A 20,445-nucleotide genomic window follows, 5' to 3' on the forward strand; every position below is an offset into this window, starting at 1 on the left:
AAAATGCCCGCGAAAAATATTTCCGCGGGCTAACCATTTTGTGAATTAAACAACCCCTTGTTTGAAACTTTTTTATGGTTAAGTATTACTATCGTTATAATTAATAATTATACTATTACAATAATAGCTAAAAATTCATTATTTTTCATAAATAAAAAATATATTTTTCTCCCCGCATAATAATCACACCTAACCAAAAGACCATTTTGCAAGCCAACCTAAACCTTTTAACTCAATAACTGAAGTTAGTATCTAACTCAAAATCTACACTTTTTCACATATTTATAACATTCAAATCGCCATTCCTTATTACTGTGTTATGTATCGTTATCTTTAATAAAGATGGCAGCATTTGCCGTGGATAAATATCGAAAACCTTATTACCAAGCATTAATAAATATTACAGCATGAAAAATTTAAAAGTCAAGTATCTGCCCGTTTTGATTTTTGTTATTGGCATTCTTTTCTTTCAAAGCTGTAAGAAAAGCCAAAATGAAGAGGAAGCACCTGCTCCTACTTCCCCATCAGCGGAGGAGAATGTAACTACAATCCCATCAGTTGAGGCCGCTGCAGATTTTACTACTATAACATGGTCAACCGCTAAAAGTCAGCCCAGTTTAACTCACGAAGTGCACGGCGAGGTAGTTAAAGGAAAGTTATACATTTTTGGAGGGTACGATATTAATAAAAGGCCTGCCTATACACCAACAAAACGCGCTTACGTGTATGACCCAATAGCCAACACATGGACATCCATTGCCAGCCTACCTCAAACACCAAGTGGCAGTAATTTTGGCGGAGTTACCCACTTTGGCCTTACTACTGACGGTACTGATATTTATTTTGCAGGTGGCTATACCTCAAATGCAAATGGTACCGGACAACTCTTCGGAACAGAGCAGGTTTGGAAATATATTATTGCATCAAACAGTTATGTACGCCTGCCCGATCTGCCCCAGGCCTTAGCTGCAGGTCAGTTAAAGTATCTCAATGGCAAAATACATTATATGAGCGGTGCAAACCTGTCACGTGCAGATGTAGGCGTTCATTACGCTTTAGATCTGAGCAATTTGGCTGCCGGCTGGAAATCATTAGCTCCCGTACTTAACCCCGTAAACCATCCGGGTTCGGCAGTATTGGGTGGAAAAATTTACTTTTTAGGTGGCGCCCATCACCAGGACGAAGAAACACAAACCCAAACCACGCTTGAAGTTTATAACGAAGCAACCAATTCATGGGCTCAATTAGCCAACATGCCAACCGGGGTTGATCATATATCTTCGGCTGTAGTAACCTATGATAACCGTATTATTGTTCTTGGCGGCGAAACATCGCATAATGTATTAAGCAAACAGGTAATGGCTTATACCCCAGCAAAAAATACCTGGACCGAGCTCACTCCACTCCCCGTTGGTAAATCGGCAGGTGTCGGTGCTGTATTAAACGGGAATATATATTATACCGGTGGTAATTTTTCAAGTGTTAACCATAAAGGTGTACCAAGCGGTGGTGGTGGCACCCCAACCACTGGAAACACTTTGTCACCAACTGCCGATGCATTTGTGCGCAACGGAACTTTTGCAACCACCAACTATGGCACCGATGCCAGTTTAACGGTAAAAGGCTCAAATGTTAACAACTATGCGCGCAAGGCCTACCTTAAATTTACACTGAGCAGTTCAACAACCAGTATTACATCAGCCAAACTGAGGGTTTACGGATTAAATATTGATAATGCCTCAACAGTAAGTTTATCCTGCTATGGGGTCGACACCGATACCTGGACAGAAGGAGCAATCAACTTTAACAATTCGCCGGCAACAGGCACTAATTTGAGCTCCGCTTCAATTAACAACCAGGGCAAATACGTTGAATTTGATGTAACCGCATACGTGAAAACACAGTTATCAGGCGATAAAATTGTTAGTTTATGCATAAAAGATGCAACCAATCAAAACAGTACTATCCAATTTAATAGTAAGGAAAACGCTGCCAATAAACCGCAATTAGTTATTCAATAAGCCAATCTCAAAATACTAAGTATTAATTACGATTAATCTATTACACTAAGTACAAACACAGCTAACAGCTTGCCTGAGTGTAAACAGCAGACTGCATGATAGTTATATGAATAATTATGGGTATTAAATTGTACCCATAATTACGCATTTTATGGCGTTTTTTATTATATATTGGTTATATATTTCTACCGCAACTACCTATGCAATAACTCCTTACCGCTATGGATCCAGCTTCAGAAAATTTGATCTTGAATGGACTAAGGTCTGGTGGACTTTCAAGGCATCTTTTTGAAAAAGACCTGTATAAAGCATTCTTCTACCTAATCAGAGAAGCAGCAAAAAAATATGGTATAGAAACCGAGGAGGCTGCAAGCATATATTCTGATACCATTATAGCAATCATTAAAAATATCATTTCCGGAAAATTTGAGGGGCGATCTTCGCTAAAAACTTACACCTATCAAATATTTTCAAATAAATGTGTTGACCTGCTTCGGAAAAAAACGACTAATAAGGGAAAGTTAGAAAATACCATGCCCTATGATAGTTTAGTTTATGAACTCCCCGATGAAACCAGGAGCGTTATCCAGGCCCTTATTGCTAAGGATGAAAGGCAGCAGGTTATGGATAGATTACAAGAGATAGGCGACAAATGCAAAGAGTTGCTGCTGCTTTTTGAAGAGGGATATAACGACAAAGAAATTGCCGGGCATATGAAGTATCAGTCGGCTAACGTGGTTAAAACAACACGATTACGCTGCCTGGAAAAATTGAAGTTGAAATTAGTTAGAATACTGCATCAAAATGAATAACTCATTAAACCTGATAGATAATTACTTCACCGGAGCACTAACAGATGAAGAAAGGAAGGGCTTTGAACAAAGATGCCTTACCGACGGCGCCTTTGCAAATGAGGTTGCCAGCTACATCAGCGTTCGCGATGGGTTAAATGCGCATTTACAACAACAAAAGAAAGAAGAATTCGCACGGCTATACGAACAACTATCGGCCACTCCAAAACCTGCTAAAATTGTAACTTTTAAAAGAATAGCATTTTTAGCTGCAGCATGCATTTTATTGATAATAGGTTGGTTCGCATTTTTACAACCTCCCACTCCTCAAAAAATTGCTGATAAATACATTGCGAGCAATTTAAACACATTGGGATTAAACATGGGCAGTTCAGACTCATTACAGGCTGGTATAGCTGCCTACAATGCCAAATCTTACGAAAAGGCCGAAGATTTTTTCGCTCCTCTTACATTTAAACCGGAAACTGCTCCCGAAGCCCTAAAATACCTCGGGCTAACCCATCTGGCTGTAAAACAATATGAGGAAGCATTAAAAAACTTTGATCACTTATCGGCCATGCCCTTATACACCAATCCAGGGCAGTTTTATAAGGCGCTTACATTAATGGCACGTTCTCAAGGTTCAGATACTAAACAGGCAAAAGAAATATTACAGCATGTTATCAACAATAATTTATATGGTAGCCAGGAAGCCAGGAACTGGATAAAATACATTAAAAATTAAGATCATGAAAAGCTCCCCTAACTTATTTAAAAGGATAACCATTCCTTGCATACCTGATTACAGTTTGCTTGGAGATACCTATGTTAAGAATCAATTGATTGTAACTTTTGAGAATTTCCCTAAACCTGAGGATATAGAAACGGTGCAAGGCTATTTTCATGAGATGGGCTTTGATAACGTTAAGATAAAGAAATGTAAAAATTGCGATCTATACGTACAATTATGGGAAGCTGAAAATATAGAATCAGTGGTAGTAACTAAAGGGGTTAATTCAGGGTCTGGCTCTGACGGCAGAACCGTTGGGGAAAGCTACTCTTTGAATTTTTTAAACAAAATACCCCCCCTTGATTATAAGCATTCAAAAACTAATTCATGCGACAACTCTTACGTAACTGAAAAATACAATAAGGAGATTGTAAAAATTGCTGTACTTGACACCGGTTTGGACAGAACAATAGTAGACGAAACCTACATTAGTACCGATAACCAAAATGAGCCCGGCTTTGAATGTTTTGGGGATAAGAAAGATGGCTGGAACTTTATTGAAAACTCCGACAATATAAACGATGATAATCCTGGCCGTCATGGTAGCCTGGTTACCCAGTTTATTATAAACCAATTTAAAAATATTACAACCAAAACGGTAAGGATCATTCCTGTTAAAACCCACGATAGTACAGGGAGGGGCAATTTATTTGATACGTTTTGCGCTATTCACTACGCTATAGCAAGAGGAGCAAAAATCATTAATGCCAGTTGGGGTTTTTATTATTATGGAAAAAGCTCTGTACAAATACTTGATATATTAATTGAAAAATTAAGAACACAGGGAATTTTATTTGTTACAGCTTCGGGCAACCAGATAGACGAGGATGATGACAAGGCAAAAAAAATTCTTGCAGCACAAGGAATTATTGTTACACCGTTTCAACTTCGAAATTTAGCCATACACAGATTTTTGCCTGCGTGCCTCAGCAACCCTGCAAAAAATGTGGTCACTGTTACCACATTTCTTAAAGATAAAGTTGCCTCAACTGAAAATCATTCCAATGTTTTTGTTGATATGGGCGTTAAGGCCGACAAATACCAAGATGGAGATCAGTATTTTAAAGTTCCTTTTGAGCAAATTGGAGAAGATGAATATGTTAGAGGATCATCATTTGCTACGGCAATAGCTACAGGCATTATTGGCGCACACTGCAGTTTAGAACTCTATACCAAGTTTACCATTAACAAGCAATCATTTATTCAGGAACTTATTAATTTGCCAGGATCAACTGTTTGTAGCCGTGAACCGGCAATGGCAAATGAGCTGATCAAAGATGGTGTCTGTATTGAACAGGTATGATTATTAATTTGTATCATGAATACCTTGCGCAAACCCTTTGTTTGTTTATGCCTTTTTCTTGGATGGACAATTACGGCTTATGCGCAATGTATTTCTGACGACAGCATAAGGCATACGATCAATATTATTAAAAAGGCCTCTGGAACTGATGATATTAAAATACATATGCTTACACAATTACGGTTTGCCTATCTTAACTGTAATCAAACAAAAGGAGCTGTATACGCAGAGATTATTCACAGGCTTGGTGATTTTTATGCTCATTCCGGCAACTTCGAGTTGGGAGCAGCTTACACGGCCACTGCTATTGATATCAATAAACACACCGGAAAACCGGAGCCTTTTTTATGCAATAGCTATTATAACCTAGCCATATTTTATTTAAAATTAAACCTCATATATCAATCAAACAGTTGTTTTGATCAATGTATTGCTGCTGGCAAAAAATTTCATGATAAATATTTTATTATCGGGATGGCTTATACCCAACTGGCTTACTCGGCATATAAAGCCGGCGATTATCAGCAGGCAAAGGGAATGGCCTTGAAAGGCATGTTTTACTCCAACGCTGCAAAGGATACTGCACAATTAGGAGCTCTTTGGGCTCAAAAAGCGCAGGCCGAAATTGAACTTGGTGATTTTAAAAATGCCCGGCAAAGTATTGATACTTCATTATCAAAGCTAAAATCAACTCCAACTATTCAACTTGCATCGGCCTATTCTATTTACGCCAGCCTGATGAAAGCTACCCGGCAATACCCGTCCAGTTTGTTTTATTACCGCAAAGCAGTTAATTTAAATAAGGACCGTCAAAACTACACCCAAAGCGCAAACGATTTGAATGACCTTGGCAATGTTTATAGCAACGAACTGCAACAAGGGAACAATGCCAGAACATGCTTTTATGAAGGGCTTGATTTAGCCCGAAAATACAAGAATACTTATCAAATAGTGGGCTTTTATGAAAATATAGGGGTAAGCTACGCGCTTCGGAATGATCATAAACTGGCTTTACAATTTTATCAAAAGGGATTGAATAGCCTTCCGATAAACTTTACAAATCAGGAGATCACCAGCAATCCTACTGTAAGTATGTTGAACCAGGTGTCAAACGATTACTACGTAAGCACATTATTGGCCGATAAAGGTGAAAGTTTATTGGCTTTATACAAGCGACACCAGGACACATCTTTGTTAAAAGCGGCTTTACAGACTTTTATGCTCGCAGACAGGTCTGTTGATATGATGCGCTGGAAACAATATTCAGAGCTATCAAAACTGCTTTGGCGCAGCAAGATCAAAGAAACCTATGAAAATGCCATTGAGGTTTGCTATTTGTTAAACGATACCGAAAAAGCATTTTATTTTTTTGAAAAAAGCCGGTCGGCTTTATTGAATGATCAATTGAATTTTACACTAAAAACACTGTCAAAGCCTGTTACCAGGAAGGATAAAAATCTGCTAATTACAATGGATAGCCTTAATAAAAAGCTTTCATCATTAACTTATAAAGACACAGATACAAGCTTAAATAAAACCTGGATCTCGGTTCATCAGCAATGGGAAAACAAGCAGAACGAGCAAAATTCCCAATTGGCCGAAAGTCCTATCTTGCCCGGCAACTCCTTTTGGTCTATCAAAAGACTGCAACAACAATTAGGAAAAGATAAACAATCATTGATTGAGTATTTTTATAACAACAATATTGTTTACGTTTTACAGGTAAGCGCTGCAGAGGCTAAAATACACAAGATTCCTTATGCAAGCTATCTTACTAATAGTAAAGAGTTTTTAAAATACTGTTCCAATCAGAGCTTACTGAATCAACACTATGATGGATACACCCAGTTGGCCAACAGGTTATTTAAAAAACTATTTGAACCGCTTGCTATCAACACCCAACGTGTTATAATATCGCCCGGAGAGTATTTTATCCCTTTTGATGCATTGCTCTACAATCCTATGGTGAATAATAGTTTTTTACTTAAAAAACATGCCTTTAGCTACGTATATTCTATGCAGGTATTATTTAACCACCAGCCGGTAAGTGTTGATGCAAAGAGTGTGTTTTTGGGCATTGCTCCGGAAAATTATGAAAAAGCTGCTAACCTGCAGCCCCTCGTTGGTTCTTCGGCATCACTTGATCGTATTGAAACCGAATTTAAATCGGCACTTTTATTAAAAGGAGAAGATGCCAGGAAGAGCCGGTTTCTTTCCCAACTCCCCCATTCCCAAATTATCCAGATATATTCTCATGCTGCATCAGATAGTAATAGTCGTGATCCGGTGCTTTACATGGCCGATTCGGCAGTGCTCATGAGCGATATTCAAAAACTCAGGTGCAGGTATACCAATATGGTAGTACTATCTGCCTGTAACACTGGCACCGGATATCTGGCAGTTGGCGAAGGTGTATTTAGTCTGGCCAGGGGCTTTCGTTTAGCCGGTATACCAAGCACAGTAACCAACCTATGGCAGGCAGACAATCAGGCTACCTACCAGCTTACAGAAAGCTTTTATAAGTATCTACGTACCGGATCATCAAAAGATGAGTCACTGCGGTTGGCTAAACTTGATCTTTTGAAAAACAATCAAACCTATTTGTTGCCATTTTACTGGGGCAGTACCATTATCCTGGGTGATAGCTCTGCCTTCAATGCCCTTCCAGTATCTTCTCCCTCACTTAGTTTTTATTGCCTCATTAGCTTCCTGCCGGTATTGATAATTTTTGCGGGCGGCATTTATCTCCTTTCTTTCAACCAAAAGAAATCTGTTGAACAAATAGATTAATTACCCCTCTCTGCAGATCAATTAAATAAAATTCAGAAAAGTGTTTCCTATTTCCATCCGTTTTTCGACTAATAAAGTAAATCCGGATTAATTAACTATTTGCTTAACGTTTTGGATGGTAATAGCAAAAACATCCTGTTAACAATGCTCATCAATCACAAACAACTGAATATTAAAACTTTTATTGATCACTTAATCAAACAACGTCATGAAAAATTTAATTTATTCATCAGCCCTGATATTTTCTTTTATGATAATCATGGCCTGCAATAAGAATGATGCCATACAACCCCGTAAAGGCTTAAGCCAGGCAGATTCTCTTGCAGCTGTCGAATCACCAAACCAAAGGTGTGATTCTAACGCGTTTGTAAAATACGTTTTGTATAATTCTACCGGGATAGGCTCTTTTACAATTAATTTTTCGGGGGAAAACAATTATTCATTTGCTTTCCCTGCATATGGAAGTAAAACAGTGGATGTAAAGCCAGGCATATATAACATTCAAATACCCCCTACAGGTAACTTCACAAGCCACGGCTTTTTTATGGATGGCAAGCCTGATGTAAAGGCACCAACCGCAAGATATGAAAGCGTAAAAATTGGCCCATGCTCAGTTCCTCTGCAAACAAGTATTAATTAAGCTCCTCTCTCACATCGTTACCAAAACAAAAGCCTTAAGTTTAATACTTAAGGCTTTTGTTATATTTTTGAATTATAATTTTACTGAACCGGTGCGTCATGATCTTTAATTTCATGACTCAAAACCTCATTAAATTTTTCGAGTAATTTGATGTATCTGTCCATCCAATAATAAATGGCATTATTAGGTTGCTCTGTTTGAATTTGTGCTACAGCATCGCCAGCTAAATGATTATCTGCATTGGCAAATTCTTCAGGAAACTCATCTGAAAAATCATGACCTATCACGAAGCCAATTTTGCTGATAATATCTATACTCAGCCGCTCCATTTCAAACCAGTTATAAATTGTTCGCCGGCTTACTTTGAGTCTTCTTGCAAGTTCGCTAATACCCATTCTATCTCTCCTTACAACCCGTTCAACAATACGCCCGAAATTAGGATTCGAACTGTTTGAACTGCCAGCGGTCCGGTTGTTAATTACATAACCCATAACCGGATAATCAATTTTGTTGTGCATACCTTAAAATTCTATATACGATGATCCACCTATTTAAAATTTATCAGGTTGATGTAAATGCTCACATCAACTTTAAAGGATATTTAACCAAATGTTTACTAATAAACATTTATTATAATTATTGTTACAAATGCACACATATGTTTACATAAGTTGCGCTTTGTTACAATAAAAATAGGTTAAACAAAACACTTAAAAATGATGCAAATCACTATTCACAGTGATTCTCGTCAAATGCAGGTTTATATCTGAATTTCAATACAATATAACAAATTTGTTACAATTTAAGCTATTTCTGTATCAACAAATTTAAGGTCGAGTTTTTCATATTGTGAGTTGTTACTGATGTAATCAGGAAGAATGGTTTTCATCTTGGCAACCATCAATTCTTCGTTGTTTAATTTGCTCAGCTCCAACAATTCTTTAATCAGATTATTAACTTCACTATAACGGTTAGGTATTGTTTTAGATATCTTAATATCTTTATTGTAGGTAGGGATAATTTGCTCCTCAATATTCAGCAATTCTTCGTAAAGTTTTTCGCCCGGCCGCAATCCGGTATAAACAATTTTGATGTCTTTATCCGGAATAAAACCTGCCAGTTTGATCATATTGGCAGCAAGATCAGCTATCCTCACCGGTTTCCCCATATCAAACAAAAATATCTCAGATCCTTTACCCATTATAGCTGCTTCGAGTACCAATTGCACCGCTTCGGGAATGGTCATGAAATAACGTGTAATATCCGGATGCGTTACCGTTACCGGTCCGCCGCGTTCAATCTGGGCTTTAAATCTTGGGATCACTGAACCATTCGATCCCAACACGTTTCCAAACCGGGTGGTAATAAACTTGGTTTTATTGATTGCCGCCCCGTCAATATCCTGTAATAAATGTTGCTGATCATTAATTTTTTCATTTAATGATTGAATATACATCTCAGCAATACGTTTAGATGCACCCATGATATTTGTAGGACGTACCGCCTTATCTGTTGATATCATGATGAATTTCTCTACCCCAAACTCCCTTGAAATATCGGCCACATTTTTGGTACCCCATACATTGGTTAATACAGCCTCTGTCGGGTTATTTTCCATCATGGGCACATGCTTGTATGCTGCTGCGTGGAAAACAATTTGTGGCTTGTATAAATTGAACAGGCATCTTATACGTGCCGTATTCTGAATGTCGGCAATGAACATTTTTGTTTTACAGGAGTTTTTTCCGTCCTCAATCTCCATCTGGATATCATGTAAAGGTGTTTCGGCCTGGTCACATAATATGATACATTCAGGATTATAACCCATTACCTGCCTAACGATCTCTGATCCTATGGAGCCTGCTGCACCCGTAACCAATACCCGTTTCCCGTTAAATTCATTTAAAATATGATCCTTGCATAGTTCAATGGGTTCGCGTTCAAGCAGATCTTCAATTTTCAGGTCCTTAAACTGGTTGAGGCTCGGCGTTCCGTTAAGCCATTGATCAGAAGGTGGAACGGTAATAACTTTGATGCCAAGCTCAATACACCTTTCTACAGCTGCCCGCTTGCCTGCCATATTCAGGTCTTCGGCTGTTATCAGCATGGTTTTAATAGCCTGCTTTTGTTTCAGATTTGCAAGAGCTCGTACCGGATAAACTTGCTTTTGTTCAATGCATTTATAAATTTTATCGGCACCCACATCTATAAAACCCTGAACCTGTAACATAAGTCCCTTTTGCGATTCAACGGCCTTTTTAATCAAAATAGATGAAGCGCCTGAGCCAAATATCAGCACGTTTTCCCGGTTAGCGGTTTGGGCAGGCTCTTCAAGATATACAAAGAGGTCCTTTATCACAATGCGTATGCCCATTAACAGGGATGATGAGATGAAAAAATTGATCAATAATATATCACCCAGGCCAATAAGATTAAATTGAAAATATGGTGCAAACAATATATTGCAAAGCAGCATAAACGCAACGTTACTTACCAGTACTGCCATAAAAATGCGCAGCATATCTTTGGTATTGGAGTATCTGATAATACGGGTATGAATACGCATTACCAGAAAAGTAAGGATGGCGCTGCTGCAATAAAAAAACAAATAATAGATGTTGTCTTGTTTTAAATCAAGTTTATTTTTTAAAGAAATAGCAAGGCATAGTGATATAAATACGATCATCAGATCAATTAAAAGAACCAACCACCTGGAATGAAATCTTTCTTGAAATAATAAATTTCTGATATATATCATGACAAATAAGTTTTATGTAGTTAAAAGGTAGGTTATTAGATTTAGGCGTATCTGTATAGTGGAAAGAAATCGATATCGGCATCTTTATCTATTTCTTTTTTCTCCAGTAATTCCTGATACATGGAAGGGTTGGCAACATATCGCCAGCTTTTAAAGTCAAAACAAAGGTCGGTGAAGCCTAATTTCCATTTAAATAACGCGTCCTCCTTATAGCCAAGTCCACCTCCTAAGTTGTAATAGTGCATCCCCAACGTTCGGCCTAAGACTGAGATCTGATCGGCCATAAATTTTGAAGGACTGTGGTGGAGATATGCCGTGCGTGTACCTATTAAATGAGCCTGTATAATGCCATTGGTCAGCATAACTATGGTACTGCAAATTGCTGTATCGCCATCATACATGGTTATTAGCCTTGCATCATATTCCTGTGTGTTTAAAACCCGCGAAAAGTATTCTTCATTAAACAAATAATAATCAGAGGCCCCTACCCGCTGCATATTTTCGGTATAGATATCTACAAATGTGGCAATAGCCTCAGGGCCGCTCTCCTCTTTAACAACAAAGCCCTTTTTCCAGGCGTGCCTTACGGCATCCATGGTTGATTGCCTGTATTTTTTACGTTGGTGTTCTATATCTTCCGACAGATCAATCACTACCGTTAATCCATTGTGGTGTACCCCTCCAAATTTCTCGAGCAATAACTGCTGTTTATAAAAAGGGTGAATGCGGGTGAATACTGAAACATATTTCTCGTCTGACAGGAAATTCAGAAAAGCATGTTTAAAGTTTTCTTGTAGCGAGTTGTCCAGTTCCTCCATTTTTCGGTTTGAAAAAGGGCCCGAATAGCCATATACACTGCTCAGGTCGTAATGTTCTGTTTCGGGAATTGGCCTTTTGAGTAATGGAAATGCTATAAAATCGCCATGCTCCTGATAAACAAACAAAATTGGTGCACCAACTTTGGTCTCTAATGCATGATAGTGCCAGGTATGATAAAAGTCATATTCCGCGGCCTTGCGTACATACGAAGCCCACTCCATTTTATCATCAATGGTAAGTAACTTAGTCATAAGAATATTGTTTTTTAGGTGTCTGTCACTTCACGAGTTGTCCGTGATTTATGAAATTTTTCTTGAGAATTTTCATTTTAACAAGGCCATCTACTTCACCGGTAATCTCAAACCCGGCCTTTTCATAAATATATAATGCCGGTACATTTGCCGGATGTACCCTCAGGTGTAAGCTCTCCAGTTCCTTGTAAAAAAAGGCATATTTTAATATCAGCATGGTGGCCTGGTAGCCTATCCCTTTGCCCCAGTAAAGCCTGTTACCGATAAACAGGTGCAGCTCCGCGGTTTTATCCCTTATATCCAACAGTTGGATGTTGCCTACGTAGGTATCTAACTCTTTCAGGCAAATGGCAAAGCGGCTTTGGTCGGGCTTGTTCAGGTTTTCCTGCAGCCAGGCGGTTTCCATTTTTGATGTGATGCGTTGAGTGGCTTTAAAGTTGGTAAAAGTCCATACCTGCGGATCATTTCTCCATAAATAAGAGGTTTGCGCATCTTCCAATGCCAAAGGGCGGATATATACTGAAAAGGTCATATAAACTGCTGTAAAATGGTTAACATAAAAAACATGTCCTGAAGATTGTACCGGTGATCTATTGGCAAGGGCACCAAACACCGGGCAAGGTAGTTCTCATACATTTTTTTGCTTGTCCATTTAAATACGTTTGGCCAATAGGTGGCCACAAATATTTTTTTCTGTATCAAATGAACCTTTAAATCATGGGCATTATGTAAAAATGGATATACCATTGGTACACAATCATCGGCGATATCAAACTTAAACAGGTTGCTGACCTCTAAATGTTTGTGCAGAAAGTCAAAGTTGCGCTTTCGTATCCTGGCACATTCTGCATAATCAATACCCGACAGAATTTTTTGGGTCAAAAGCGACATGCTCTTGATCTCATTATTTTCCAGGTCCTCATTATTTGCCTTAAAGTCTGCATAACCTGCTTCGGTACCCTGTTCTATACTTTTTATAAGATGAGAAAAGCGGTTTAACGATGAATCGACAGGCAGCTTGCGGCTCAGTTTTTTGCGGATCTGCAGATATGCTCCATCAGGCACTCCAAAAAATTTTCGACATGAATAAAAAGTGTCTATACCAGGCAGGGCTTCTGAAAAAAAGCTTTGCGAATTATCAATAATAATATGTTTGATCTGCTTACTCAATCGCTTTACGGCTTCACGCTTAACACCAAAATAATCGGTGTATAAAAAGCACGCGTGAGGCTCAATGGTAAAATCTATAACAGGCTCAAGCTGCTCATTAATTGAATAAAACTGATACTCAACGTTTAGCCTGGTAATGGGTTCAAGTATAACATCGCAAGTAAAATAGGGTATATAAATTTTCGTATATCCCTTTTGCTTCAAAATATACTCTAAGGCATTACGGCCCGTATTTAACTTTATAAGGTTGGGGTAATACTCAGAACCGGGAGTGAGCTGCAACTCAAAATACCCCCCAATAGATCTTGGAGTGGCTTTACTTTTAGGCATTGCTACAAATTAAAGTGGATGGTGTTGCTAAAGCGCATCAACCCTGATCGCGCTGATACATTCTAAGATGCGGAGGCTGATAGTATTCTTCTAAACTTTCTGGCGTGCGAGCATTATAACCTATAACCTGGCGCAGCTGCGGACTAAGCCCTTCACCAAAATCATAACCTAAAAAGCGAGGGTAATCCATTTGCTGTTTAAAAAACGGCCGTGTAAAGCCCAGGGTTAAAGCCCTTCTTAAGCCATCGGTTTTGTTTTCGCCGGCTGCATGCCAAAGGTTTGAGTTAAACATGATGATACTTCCCTTTGGTGCAACGGCCCGATCTGCATGTTCATAAAAATAAGTTTCATCGGGCCTTACGTCAACTTTATGTGAGCCGGATAATAAGTAGGTTGCACCATTATCCACAGTAAAATCATCCAGCGTAACAATCATCTGAATCAGTAGCTTGGTTTCTTTCATAAAGGTGCGTACATCACGGTGCATATTACTCAGGTAAGGGTGCTCCTGCCTTGCATGAACAACGGCATTAATGCCATTAAGTATATAATTGCCATTTAAAAACCAGCTTATCTCCTCATTGCAATACATATTATCTAAAAAACTGAGCGCAAAGTTGTCGCGTTCAAGCAGATGGTGCAGCGTTCCATCCATATTGGCACTAATACCATTTTTGATCTGGATGCTTCGTCTAAGTATATTAGCCTTAGCCAAATCGCTGTTTATTTCATCAATAAAACCGGGAGTCAAAGCGCCTTCATACACAATCCAGCCATATTCGTCCATAATGTTTTGAAAATCGCCCAACGTTCGGTTAGCGTAGATCAATCTATTTTCCATCGCATATAATTTTATCGGTTAATAAATAAGGTTTGTTTTGAGGGGCAGCGTTTAGTTAAGCTGCATAATTTTCAGCATCTCGGTGTTAACAAGGTTTACATCAAATTTTTTGCGGGCAAAGGCAAGTCCATTAATACCATAACTATGTACAGCATCTTTGTTTTGCAGATAAAATTTCATTTTGGAAACAAGCTCGTCAACATTTTTTGCCGGGATCAGGAACCCATTTGGGGCCATATCCGATTCGATGGTTTCCCGGCAACCTACAGAATCGCAAGTGATAATAGCCCTGCCCATGGCCATACTTTCAAGAAGGCAGCGAGGCACCCCCTCTCCGTAATAAGAGGGCAATACCACAACTGACGACTCATTTATATAAGACCTTACATCGTTAACTTCGCCCAGGTAGGTAATGGTGTGGCCCGCTTTGATCTTGTTATACAAGTCATTACTTATTGTATCTACATTGGGGCCGTAAGCTCCTATGAGCTTAAATTGTATATCCGGATATTGTAGTTTTACATTACTGGCAGCCTCATAATATTCATTAATTCCCTTGGCATTAATTAAACGGGCTATCATCAAAAAGCTGATGTTGTTGGCATCGGGACTGGTGTATTCATAATGTTCAAGGTCAACACCTGAGCCATTCACTATAGCTACTTTATGCTTATCGGTTAAAATTTTATGGTCAAGCAGGGTTTGATAATCATCCCTGTTCTGAAAAATGATCTTCAGCCGTCTGTTTTTCCCAAGACTGAATTTTAAAAGCCCCCGGGTTATGTAGCTCAATAAGCCTGTTTTGCCCTCTGAGGTAAAATTATATCCCAGCCCTGTAAGCATAGGGGTTATTTTCTTTATCCTGAATAATTTGGCAATTACCGTTCCGTATATAACCGGCTTAAAGGTGTACGGAAAAAAAACGTCGGGCCTGATTTTTTTAATGAGCTTATATAACTGACCAATAAACTTTAAATCGGCAAAAACGGAAACATTGCTGCCGTCGAGCTTATTTTCATAAACATCAACATTTAACTGGTTAAGCTTTTCGCGTATACTTTGATGATTTATTTGAGGTGTAAACACACTCACCTGGTGGTGTTGTACCAACTGCTCAATAAGTTTACCCCTGAAATCAATTAACGATTTAGGCGAATCGCAAACGATCAGTACTTTCTGTCCTGCTCTGTTCATACCTGTATAATATTAATACCTGCTACTTGCGTATAGCGCAAATACCGCCACAAGGCATAATTACTTTTAAAACAAAATGAGATTAAGCGTTTATTGGTTACAAATGCATTCCACAGGCGTTGGATGCCAACGGTTTAAGAACCGTAATAGTGATAGATAACAGGTATGTTGGTTAGTTATTAACCATTTAATAACACCCCCCAACCGCTTCAGCGGCCAGAGAGGGTATTAAATTATATTTTTATACTAATTCTGAAAATTAGTGGATAGCTCTTGGGCCTGTACCAGCTACAACTTTAGCAGGCACGTTTGCAGCTGCATCTAATGCAGAAGCATAGCTATATGGAGGTACCCATGTTGAAGTTGCTGTAGTAATATCATTGGCACCGCAATTTGAATAAATGTTGGTATTAACACCGCTGAAATAGCCCGGAGGATCACCATCTAAATTAGTAGTGATTGGTTTATGACAGCCCGAAAAATACTCATTATCAGTACGTACTGTACCACCTGCCCTTGCACCTAATGAATAGCTGCTGTTATTTAAGTGGTAGTTGTTAAACATGTGTATGTTACCATAGTTCATGGTAGGCTCTCTTTCACTCACGTTATACCAGTAGTTATGGTGCATGGTAACATGCAGGTGACCTTTATCATCAGTTGCATTACTTGCATCTATTCCGCCGCTTACCAGCACAGAAAGGTTGGTATCGTGGAACTTGCTCCATGAAACGGTAATAAAATCAGACCCACGGGTAATGGAGATGTCTTTACCCCAGTACTCCCAGCCATGTGTGCGGTCTGTAGAAAACTCGCAATGATCAACCCACACATGGTTTGTTTGAAATTTGATCATCAGCGCGGCATCGGTTACATAGTTTTTGAATCTTACATCCTGTATAATGATGTTGCTTACAGTAAACATATACAGCGATATACCTTCAATAGAAGCACCTGGTTTACCGATGATAGATTTGTTTGACTTTACGTATACCGGATCATCACCAGATCCTTTAATGGCACCGCTAACATAAACTATCTTAGCTGTGTTATCGCCAAGGGCTGTTTTTAAGGCAGCTAATGTTGTTACGGTAACTGATGTTCCGCCGGCACCGCCGGTAGTTGTTCCGCTAACCATTGCGTAACCAATAAGGCCATCGGTAGTTGTTGGATTAGAAGGTGTAGTTGCCGGAGGCGTTACCGGAGTTGTTGAATTTGCAGAGCCATCAAGCGTGTAAGTATACTTGCGACCGTTGGTTGCCGGATTGGTATTATCAGAAGCTGAAAAAACTAATCCTGTACCCCAATGGCTAAACCGGCCTTTACCCAAATTTCGGATATCCTGATGAACAGAATGCGGCGGTTTTAGTTCAACACCATTTTCAAAAAGCCTTAACGTTGATGCTTTAGGCTGTTCGTTTGAATCGCCTGATTTACTTAAAGCGTAAGTAATTTTGTAGGCATAACCATCATCTGATTTTAAACTGTTTACATTTACTGTGTAGGTGGTTGCTGCTGCAGTGGTAGTGGCTGTAGCTGCCGAAGTTTCTAATTGTGTTGATAATGAGTCGGTGCCTGATGCGCGTAACGGTGCTTCTCCATTTTTTGTGCAACTACCAAAAAAGATAATTACGCTTAACATCATACTGACGGCAGCCACTTTTCTAAAAGGTTTTGTTTTTCTTTCCATGTATGTTTTTTTAGTAAGGCCATCAAACGGCACTCCGTTTGAAAAATTGCCAGCAAAACTTACATGGAAAGAATAGTCTTAAAGTTAAAAAGGTTCAAAAACCGCGTTTATACAACTTTTTACTCTTAAAATGTGTAAACTTAGTTGTAAACCACTTGTATAAAGTTACACACTTCATGACATTAATATGACATTAAACCACTACAACTTCGGATGAAACAGGCTCAAAATACCTCTTACCAACCTTATAAAACGATTTATACCATGCGGTAAACTTCTCTACACCGTCATGAACCGAGGTATGGGGCTTATAATTCAACACCGTATCCAGGTTTGACACATCGGCACAGGTTTCGGCCACATCGCCTTCCTGCATCGGCAAGAATATCTTTTTAGCAGTAATGTGCATCTGTGCTTCAATTTCGGTAACAAAATCGAGCAAATTAACAGGAGCTCCCCTGCCTATGTTGAAAATCCGGAAAGGTGCCTTTGATGTTGCCGGGTCAGGATTTTGCGCATCCCAATTCAGATTTTGTTCGGCAGGTTTATCAATCACATGTGTAATACCATCAACAATATCATCAACGTAGGTAAAATCACGCATCATGTTACCACTATTAAATACCTCGATAGGTTTGCCTTCAAGCATGGCCTTTGTAAAAATAAAGAGCGCCATATCCGGGCGTCCCCATGGGCCATAAACTGTAAAAAAGCGTAAACCGGTAGTGCGTAAATTAAATAAGTGACTGTAGGTATGTGCCATCATTTCATTTGCCTTTTTCGATGCCGCATATAAAGAAACCGGGTGATCGGCGATGTCATGCTCGTTGAAGGGCATTTTTTTGTTTAGCCCATAAACACTTGACGAACTGGCATAAGCCAGGTGTTTTATTTTAAAATGCCTGCAGCATTCCAAAATATTCAGAAAGCCTTTAATATTTGAATCTATATAAACCTCCGGGTTGGTTAAACTGTATCTTACACCGGCCTGTGCAGCAAGGTTGCATACCGCATCAAACTGATAGGTTTGAAAGCATTGTTCCAACTGGTCTTTATCCAACAGATCAAGTTTGATAAAGGTGTAATTAGGATAACATTTGCTGCGTACCGGTTTGCCATACTCAATTTTTGACGCGGTTATGCCGGTTTGGGTTAACCGAGCATACTTTAATTTAACATCATAATAATCATTGATGTTGTCTATACCAACTACGGTGTCACCTCTTTCAAGCAAACGTTTTGCCAAATGATAGCCAATAAAACCAGCTGTACCAGTAATTAAAATTTTCATAAGATTTACAGTTTAAGAAATGAAAAAATGGGGGCCTTACGAGCAAGGCAAACAGGTATGTTTTTTAATATTAAAAGCTTTTGAACGCCTGATAACAGGCCAGGAAAATATTGGAGGGCAAAGTCTGAGAGTTGACTTTAACCCGCCAATAAACAGGTTGTTGCCATATCCGGCTGATGTTGCTTTATACCTTATTAATTTGCAGGGTATCCTGAACCATTTAATGTGTAGGTATACTCCCTTCCGTTTGCAACCGGATCGGTATTATCTGAGGTAGAAAAATAAAGGGTTGTACCCCAATGGCTGAAGCGGCCTTTACCAAAATCGCGAATATCCTGGTGGTTAGTGTGTGCCTCATGTAACTCAATGCCGTTTTCAAACAATCTCATAGCCGATTTCTCGGGTTCGTCATTTGAATCGCCACCTTCAATTACATAGCCAATTTTATAAGAAAACCCGCCATCTAATCTTAAGCCATCAAAATTTATGATGTACAGGCCAGGCTTTTTTTCCTTTACCGTTGCAATAACTGTAGGTGGTGTTACTTTAGTTGCTTCTTCTTTTTTGCAGCCGTTAAAAAAGAATGGTGCTGTAAGTAAAAAACCGGATAGTGCTACTTTTTGAAAGATTTTTAATTTGCCTTTCATTTGAATTTAATTTAGGTTTCATAATTACCTCCGGCTTAAGGGTTGTTTATTAGATAGGTATATTTTCAAAGTTTTGTATTAGCGAGCTTATAAATACTTTAGGCGTTCTGTTATGCAGGTACTCCTGAACTATTTCACTTTTATTGACAGAGCCGTTATCCAAGGCCCTTTTTATGGCAAATTCAAGTTCATTAACACTATTGGTATCTATTTTCAAAATGCCTGGTATGTCCTCAATTCCTCCGGCGCACAATGTTGATATAACTGTTGGGTTAGCGGTCATCATTTCAAGCAAAACATTGGGGAAGCCTTCTTTAATTGATGACACTACGCATAATCTTGCCTTTTTAAAATAAGGTATCGGGTTATCTATACGGCCTTTCAATATCACCTGCTGTGATAAATTAAGGCTTTTGATCAGGTTGGTTAGGGCCATTCTTTCCGGTCCTTCACCAAGTATCAGCAGCTTAAGTCCGGGATATTGTCTGTAGATTCCTTCAAACGCATGTATTAACAGCGAGAAGCCTTTTTCAGGGATCAGCCTGCCGGCAGCACAGATAAAACCGGCATCGGTATCAACATCCTTAAGCGAAGATTCGGCCTTTAGTAAAATCTGCTCTAAATCAACAGGGTTGGCTTGTACCACTATTTTTTGCCCCGGCACAAAAGTTACATGCTGCATAAATTGGTTGCGCATCAGTTCTGTTTGGCATACAACAAGGTTTACACCCGGGTAACCTAAGCGGTAAGCCAATTTATAACTCCATTTTTTTAAACCGGTGAACCTGGTGAAAACAGAGGTACATTCGCGTACAATAAGTTCTGACCTCAAATATCCTATCCGTTTTAAAAAACCCATACATGCATTTAAATACGGATGGGTGCTCATAATGACAAACCCTCTGCGATAGGGTTTAAGCAAACGGGGAAGTCCAAAAAATCCCCTGAGCATGCTTTTATCCGTAACATATTCTGATACCTGCCCTTCAGGGATATGCAAGCCCCCTGTTTTTGCCTTTTTTAAAAACAATAAAGGAGCCCTGGCAGCTGTGGCAGCCATCAACAGTACATTTTCGGCACCGTTTGCCTCATCAGACATGGAAATAAAAACCATGTTTT

General features: G+C 39.0%; 17 protein-coding genes. 6 read left to right on the forward strand and 11 right to left on the reverse strand.

Translation table 11 applies throughout. From position 1 onward, the window contains the following. The first annotated feature begins 407 nt into the window (after positions 1 to 407). The 6 genes from QWZ01_RS14205 (at position 408) to QWZ01_RS14230 (ending at position 8,335) form a co-directional block, all read left to right on the forward strand. On the forward strand, positions 408 to 2,021 hold the full coding sequence (locus tag QWZ01_RS14205; RefSeq protein WP_290324189.1) for a CBM96 family carbohydrate-binding protein: 1,614 nt from the start codon (positions 408 to 410) through the stop codon (positions 2,019 to 2,021). Between the two features lie 221 nt (positions 2,022 to 2,242). Beyond that, entirely contained in the window at positions 2,243 to 2,833 is a 591-nt protein-coding gene (locus QWZ01_RS14210) for an RNA polymerase sigma factor (RefSeq protein WP_290324191.1), read from the forward strand. Then, entirely contained in the window at positions 2,826 to 3,557 is a 732-nt protein-coding gene (locus QWZ01_RS14215) for a hypothetical protein (RefSeq protein ID WP_290324192.1), read from the forward strand. Before QWZ01_RS14210 ends, QWZ01_RS14215 begins: the two co-directional genes overlap by 8 nt. A gap of 4 nt (positions 3,558 to 3,561) precedes the next feature. Beyond that, positions 3,562 to 4,905 carry a S8 family peptidase gene (locus QWZ01_RS14220; RefSeq protein ID WP_290324194.1) on the forward strand — a complete coding sequence of 448 codons (1,344 nt, stop codon included), beginning with the start codon at positions 3,562 to 3,564 and terminating at the stop codon, positions 4,903 to 4,905. A 15-nt stretch (positions 4,906 to 4,920) separates the two neighbouring features. Further along, positions 4,921 to 7,695 carry a CHAT domain-containing protein gene (locus QWZ01_RS14225; RefSeq protein ID WP_290324196.1) on the forward strand — a complete coding sequence of 925 codons (2,775 nt, stop codon included), beginning with the start codon at positions 4,921 to 4,923 and terminating at the stop codon, positions 7,693 to 7,695. A gap of 208 nt (positions 7,696 to 7,903) precedes the next feature. After that, entirely contained in the window at positions 7,904 to 8,335 is a 432-nt protein-coding gene (locus QWZ01_RS14230) for a hypothetical protein (protein ID WP_290324198.1), read from the forward strand. A gap of 80 nt (positions 8,336 to 8,415) precedes the next feature. On the opposite strand, the gene QWZ01_RS14235 is transcribed toward QWZ01_RS14230, so the two are convergent. The 11 genes from QWZ01_RS14235 to QWZ01_RS14285 all read right to left on the reverse strand — a co-directional run bounded on the left by QWZ01_RS14235 (position 8,416) and on the right by QWZ01_RS14285 (position 20,440). After that, the gene (locus QWZ01_RS14235; RefSeq protein ID WP_290324201.1) at positions 8,416 to 8,853 is read right to left on the reverse strand and encodes a hypothetical protein; all 438 of its coding nucleotides are present in this window, start codon (positions 8,851 to 8,853) and stop codon (positions 8,416 to 8,418) included. A 284-nt stretch (positions 8,854 to 9,137) separates the two neighbouring features. Beyond that, positions 9,138 to 11,021, reverse strand: coding sequence for a polysaccharide biosynthesis protein (locus QWZ01_RS14240; protein ID WP_290324203.1), 1,884 nt, complete (start codon positions 11,019 to 11,021; stop codon positions 9,138 to 9,140). A 113-nt stretch (positions 11,022 to 11,134) separates the two neighbouring features. Beyond that, a complete protein-coding gene (locus tag QWZ01_RS14245; protein ID WP_290324204.1) occupies positions 11,135 to 12,163 on the reverse strand; it encodes a GNAT family N-acetyltransferase in 1,029 nt (342 codons plus the stop codon). 25 nt (positions 12,164 to 12,188) lie between these two features. Continuing rightward, the gene (locus QWZ01_RS14250; protein WP_290324206.1) at positions 12,189 to 12,695 is read right to left on the reverse strand and encodes a GNAT family N-acetyltransferase; all 507 of its coding nucleotides are present in this window, start codon (positions 12,693 to 12,695) and stop codon (positions 12,189 to 12,191) included. Next, positions 12,692 to 13,663, reverse strand: a complete 972-nt coding sequence (locus tag QWZ01_RS14255; RefSeq protein ID WP_290324209.1) for a hypothetical protein — start codon at positions 13,661 to 13,663, stop codon at positions 12,692 to 12,694. The genes QWZ01_RS14250 and QWZ01_RS14255 overlap by 4 nt, the downstream gene beginning before the upstream one ends. A gap of 37 nt (positions 13,664 to 13,700) precedes the next feature. After that, a complete protein-coding gene (locus QWZ01_RS14260) occupies positions 13,701 to 14,504 on the reverse strand; it encodes a phytanoyl-CoA dioxygenase family protein (RefSeq protein ID WP_290324211.1) in 804 nt (267 codons plus the stop codon). Between the two features lie 51 nt (positions 14,505 to 14,555). Continuing rightward, the gene (locus QWZ01_RS14265; protein WP_290324213.1) at positions 14,556 to 15,698 is read right to left on the reverse strand and encodes a glycosyltransferase family 4 protein; all 1,143 of its coding nucleotides are present in this window, start codon (positions 15,696 to 15,698) and stop codon (positions 14,556 to 14,558) included. Between the two features lie 259 nt (positions 15,699 to 15,957). After that, positions 15,958 to 17,388 (reverse strand): pectate lyase family protein, encoded by a 1,431-nt coding sequence (locus QWZ01_RS14270; RefSeq protein ID WP_290324215.1) that lies wholly within the window; start codon positions 17,386 to 17,388, stop codon positions 15,958 to 15,960. A gap of 193 nt (positions 17,389 to 17,581) precedes the next feature. Then, complete coding sequence (locus tag QWZ01_RS14275; RefSeq protein WP_290324217.1) at positions 17,582 to 18,679, reverse strand: NAD-dependent epimerase; 1,098 nt, start codon at positions 18,677 to 18,679, stop codon at positions 17,582 to 17,584. A 194-nt stretch (positions 18,680 to 18,873) separates the two neighbouring features. Next, on the reverse strand, positions 18,874 to 19,326 hold the full coding sequence (locus QWZ01_RS14280) for a hypothetical protein (protein ID WP_290324220.1): 453 nt from the start codon (positions 19,324 to 19,326) through the stop codon (positions 18,874 to 18,876). A gap of 49 nt (positions 19,327 to 19,375) precedes the next feature. Further along, entirely contained in the window at positions 19,376 to 20,440 is a 1,065-nt protein-coding gene (locus tag QWZ01_RS14285; protein WP_290324222.1) for a glycosyltransferase, read from the reverse strand. Positions 20,441 to 20,445 lie beyond the last annotated feature (5 nt).

Source organism: Mucilaginibacter aquaedulcis (assembly GCF_030409325.1).
Taxonomy (GTDB): Bacteria; Bacteroidota; Bacteroidia; order Sphingobacteriales; family Sphingobacteriaceae; genus Mucilaginibacter; species Mucilaginibacter aquaedulcis.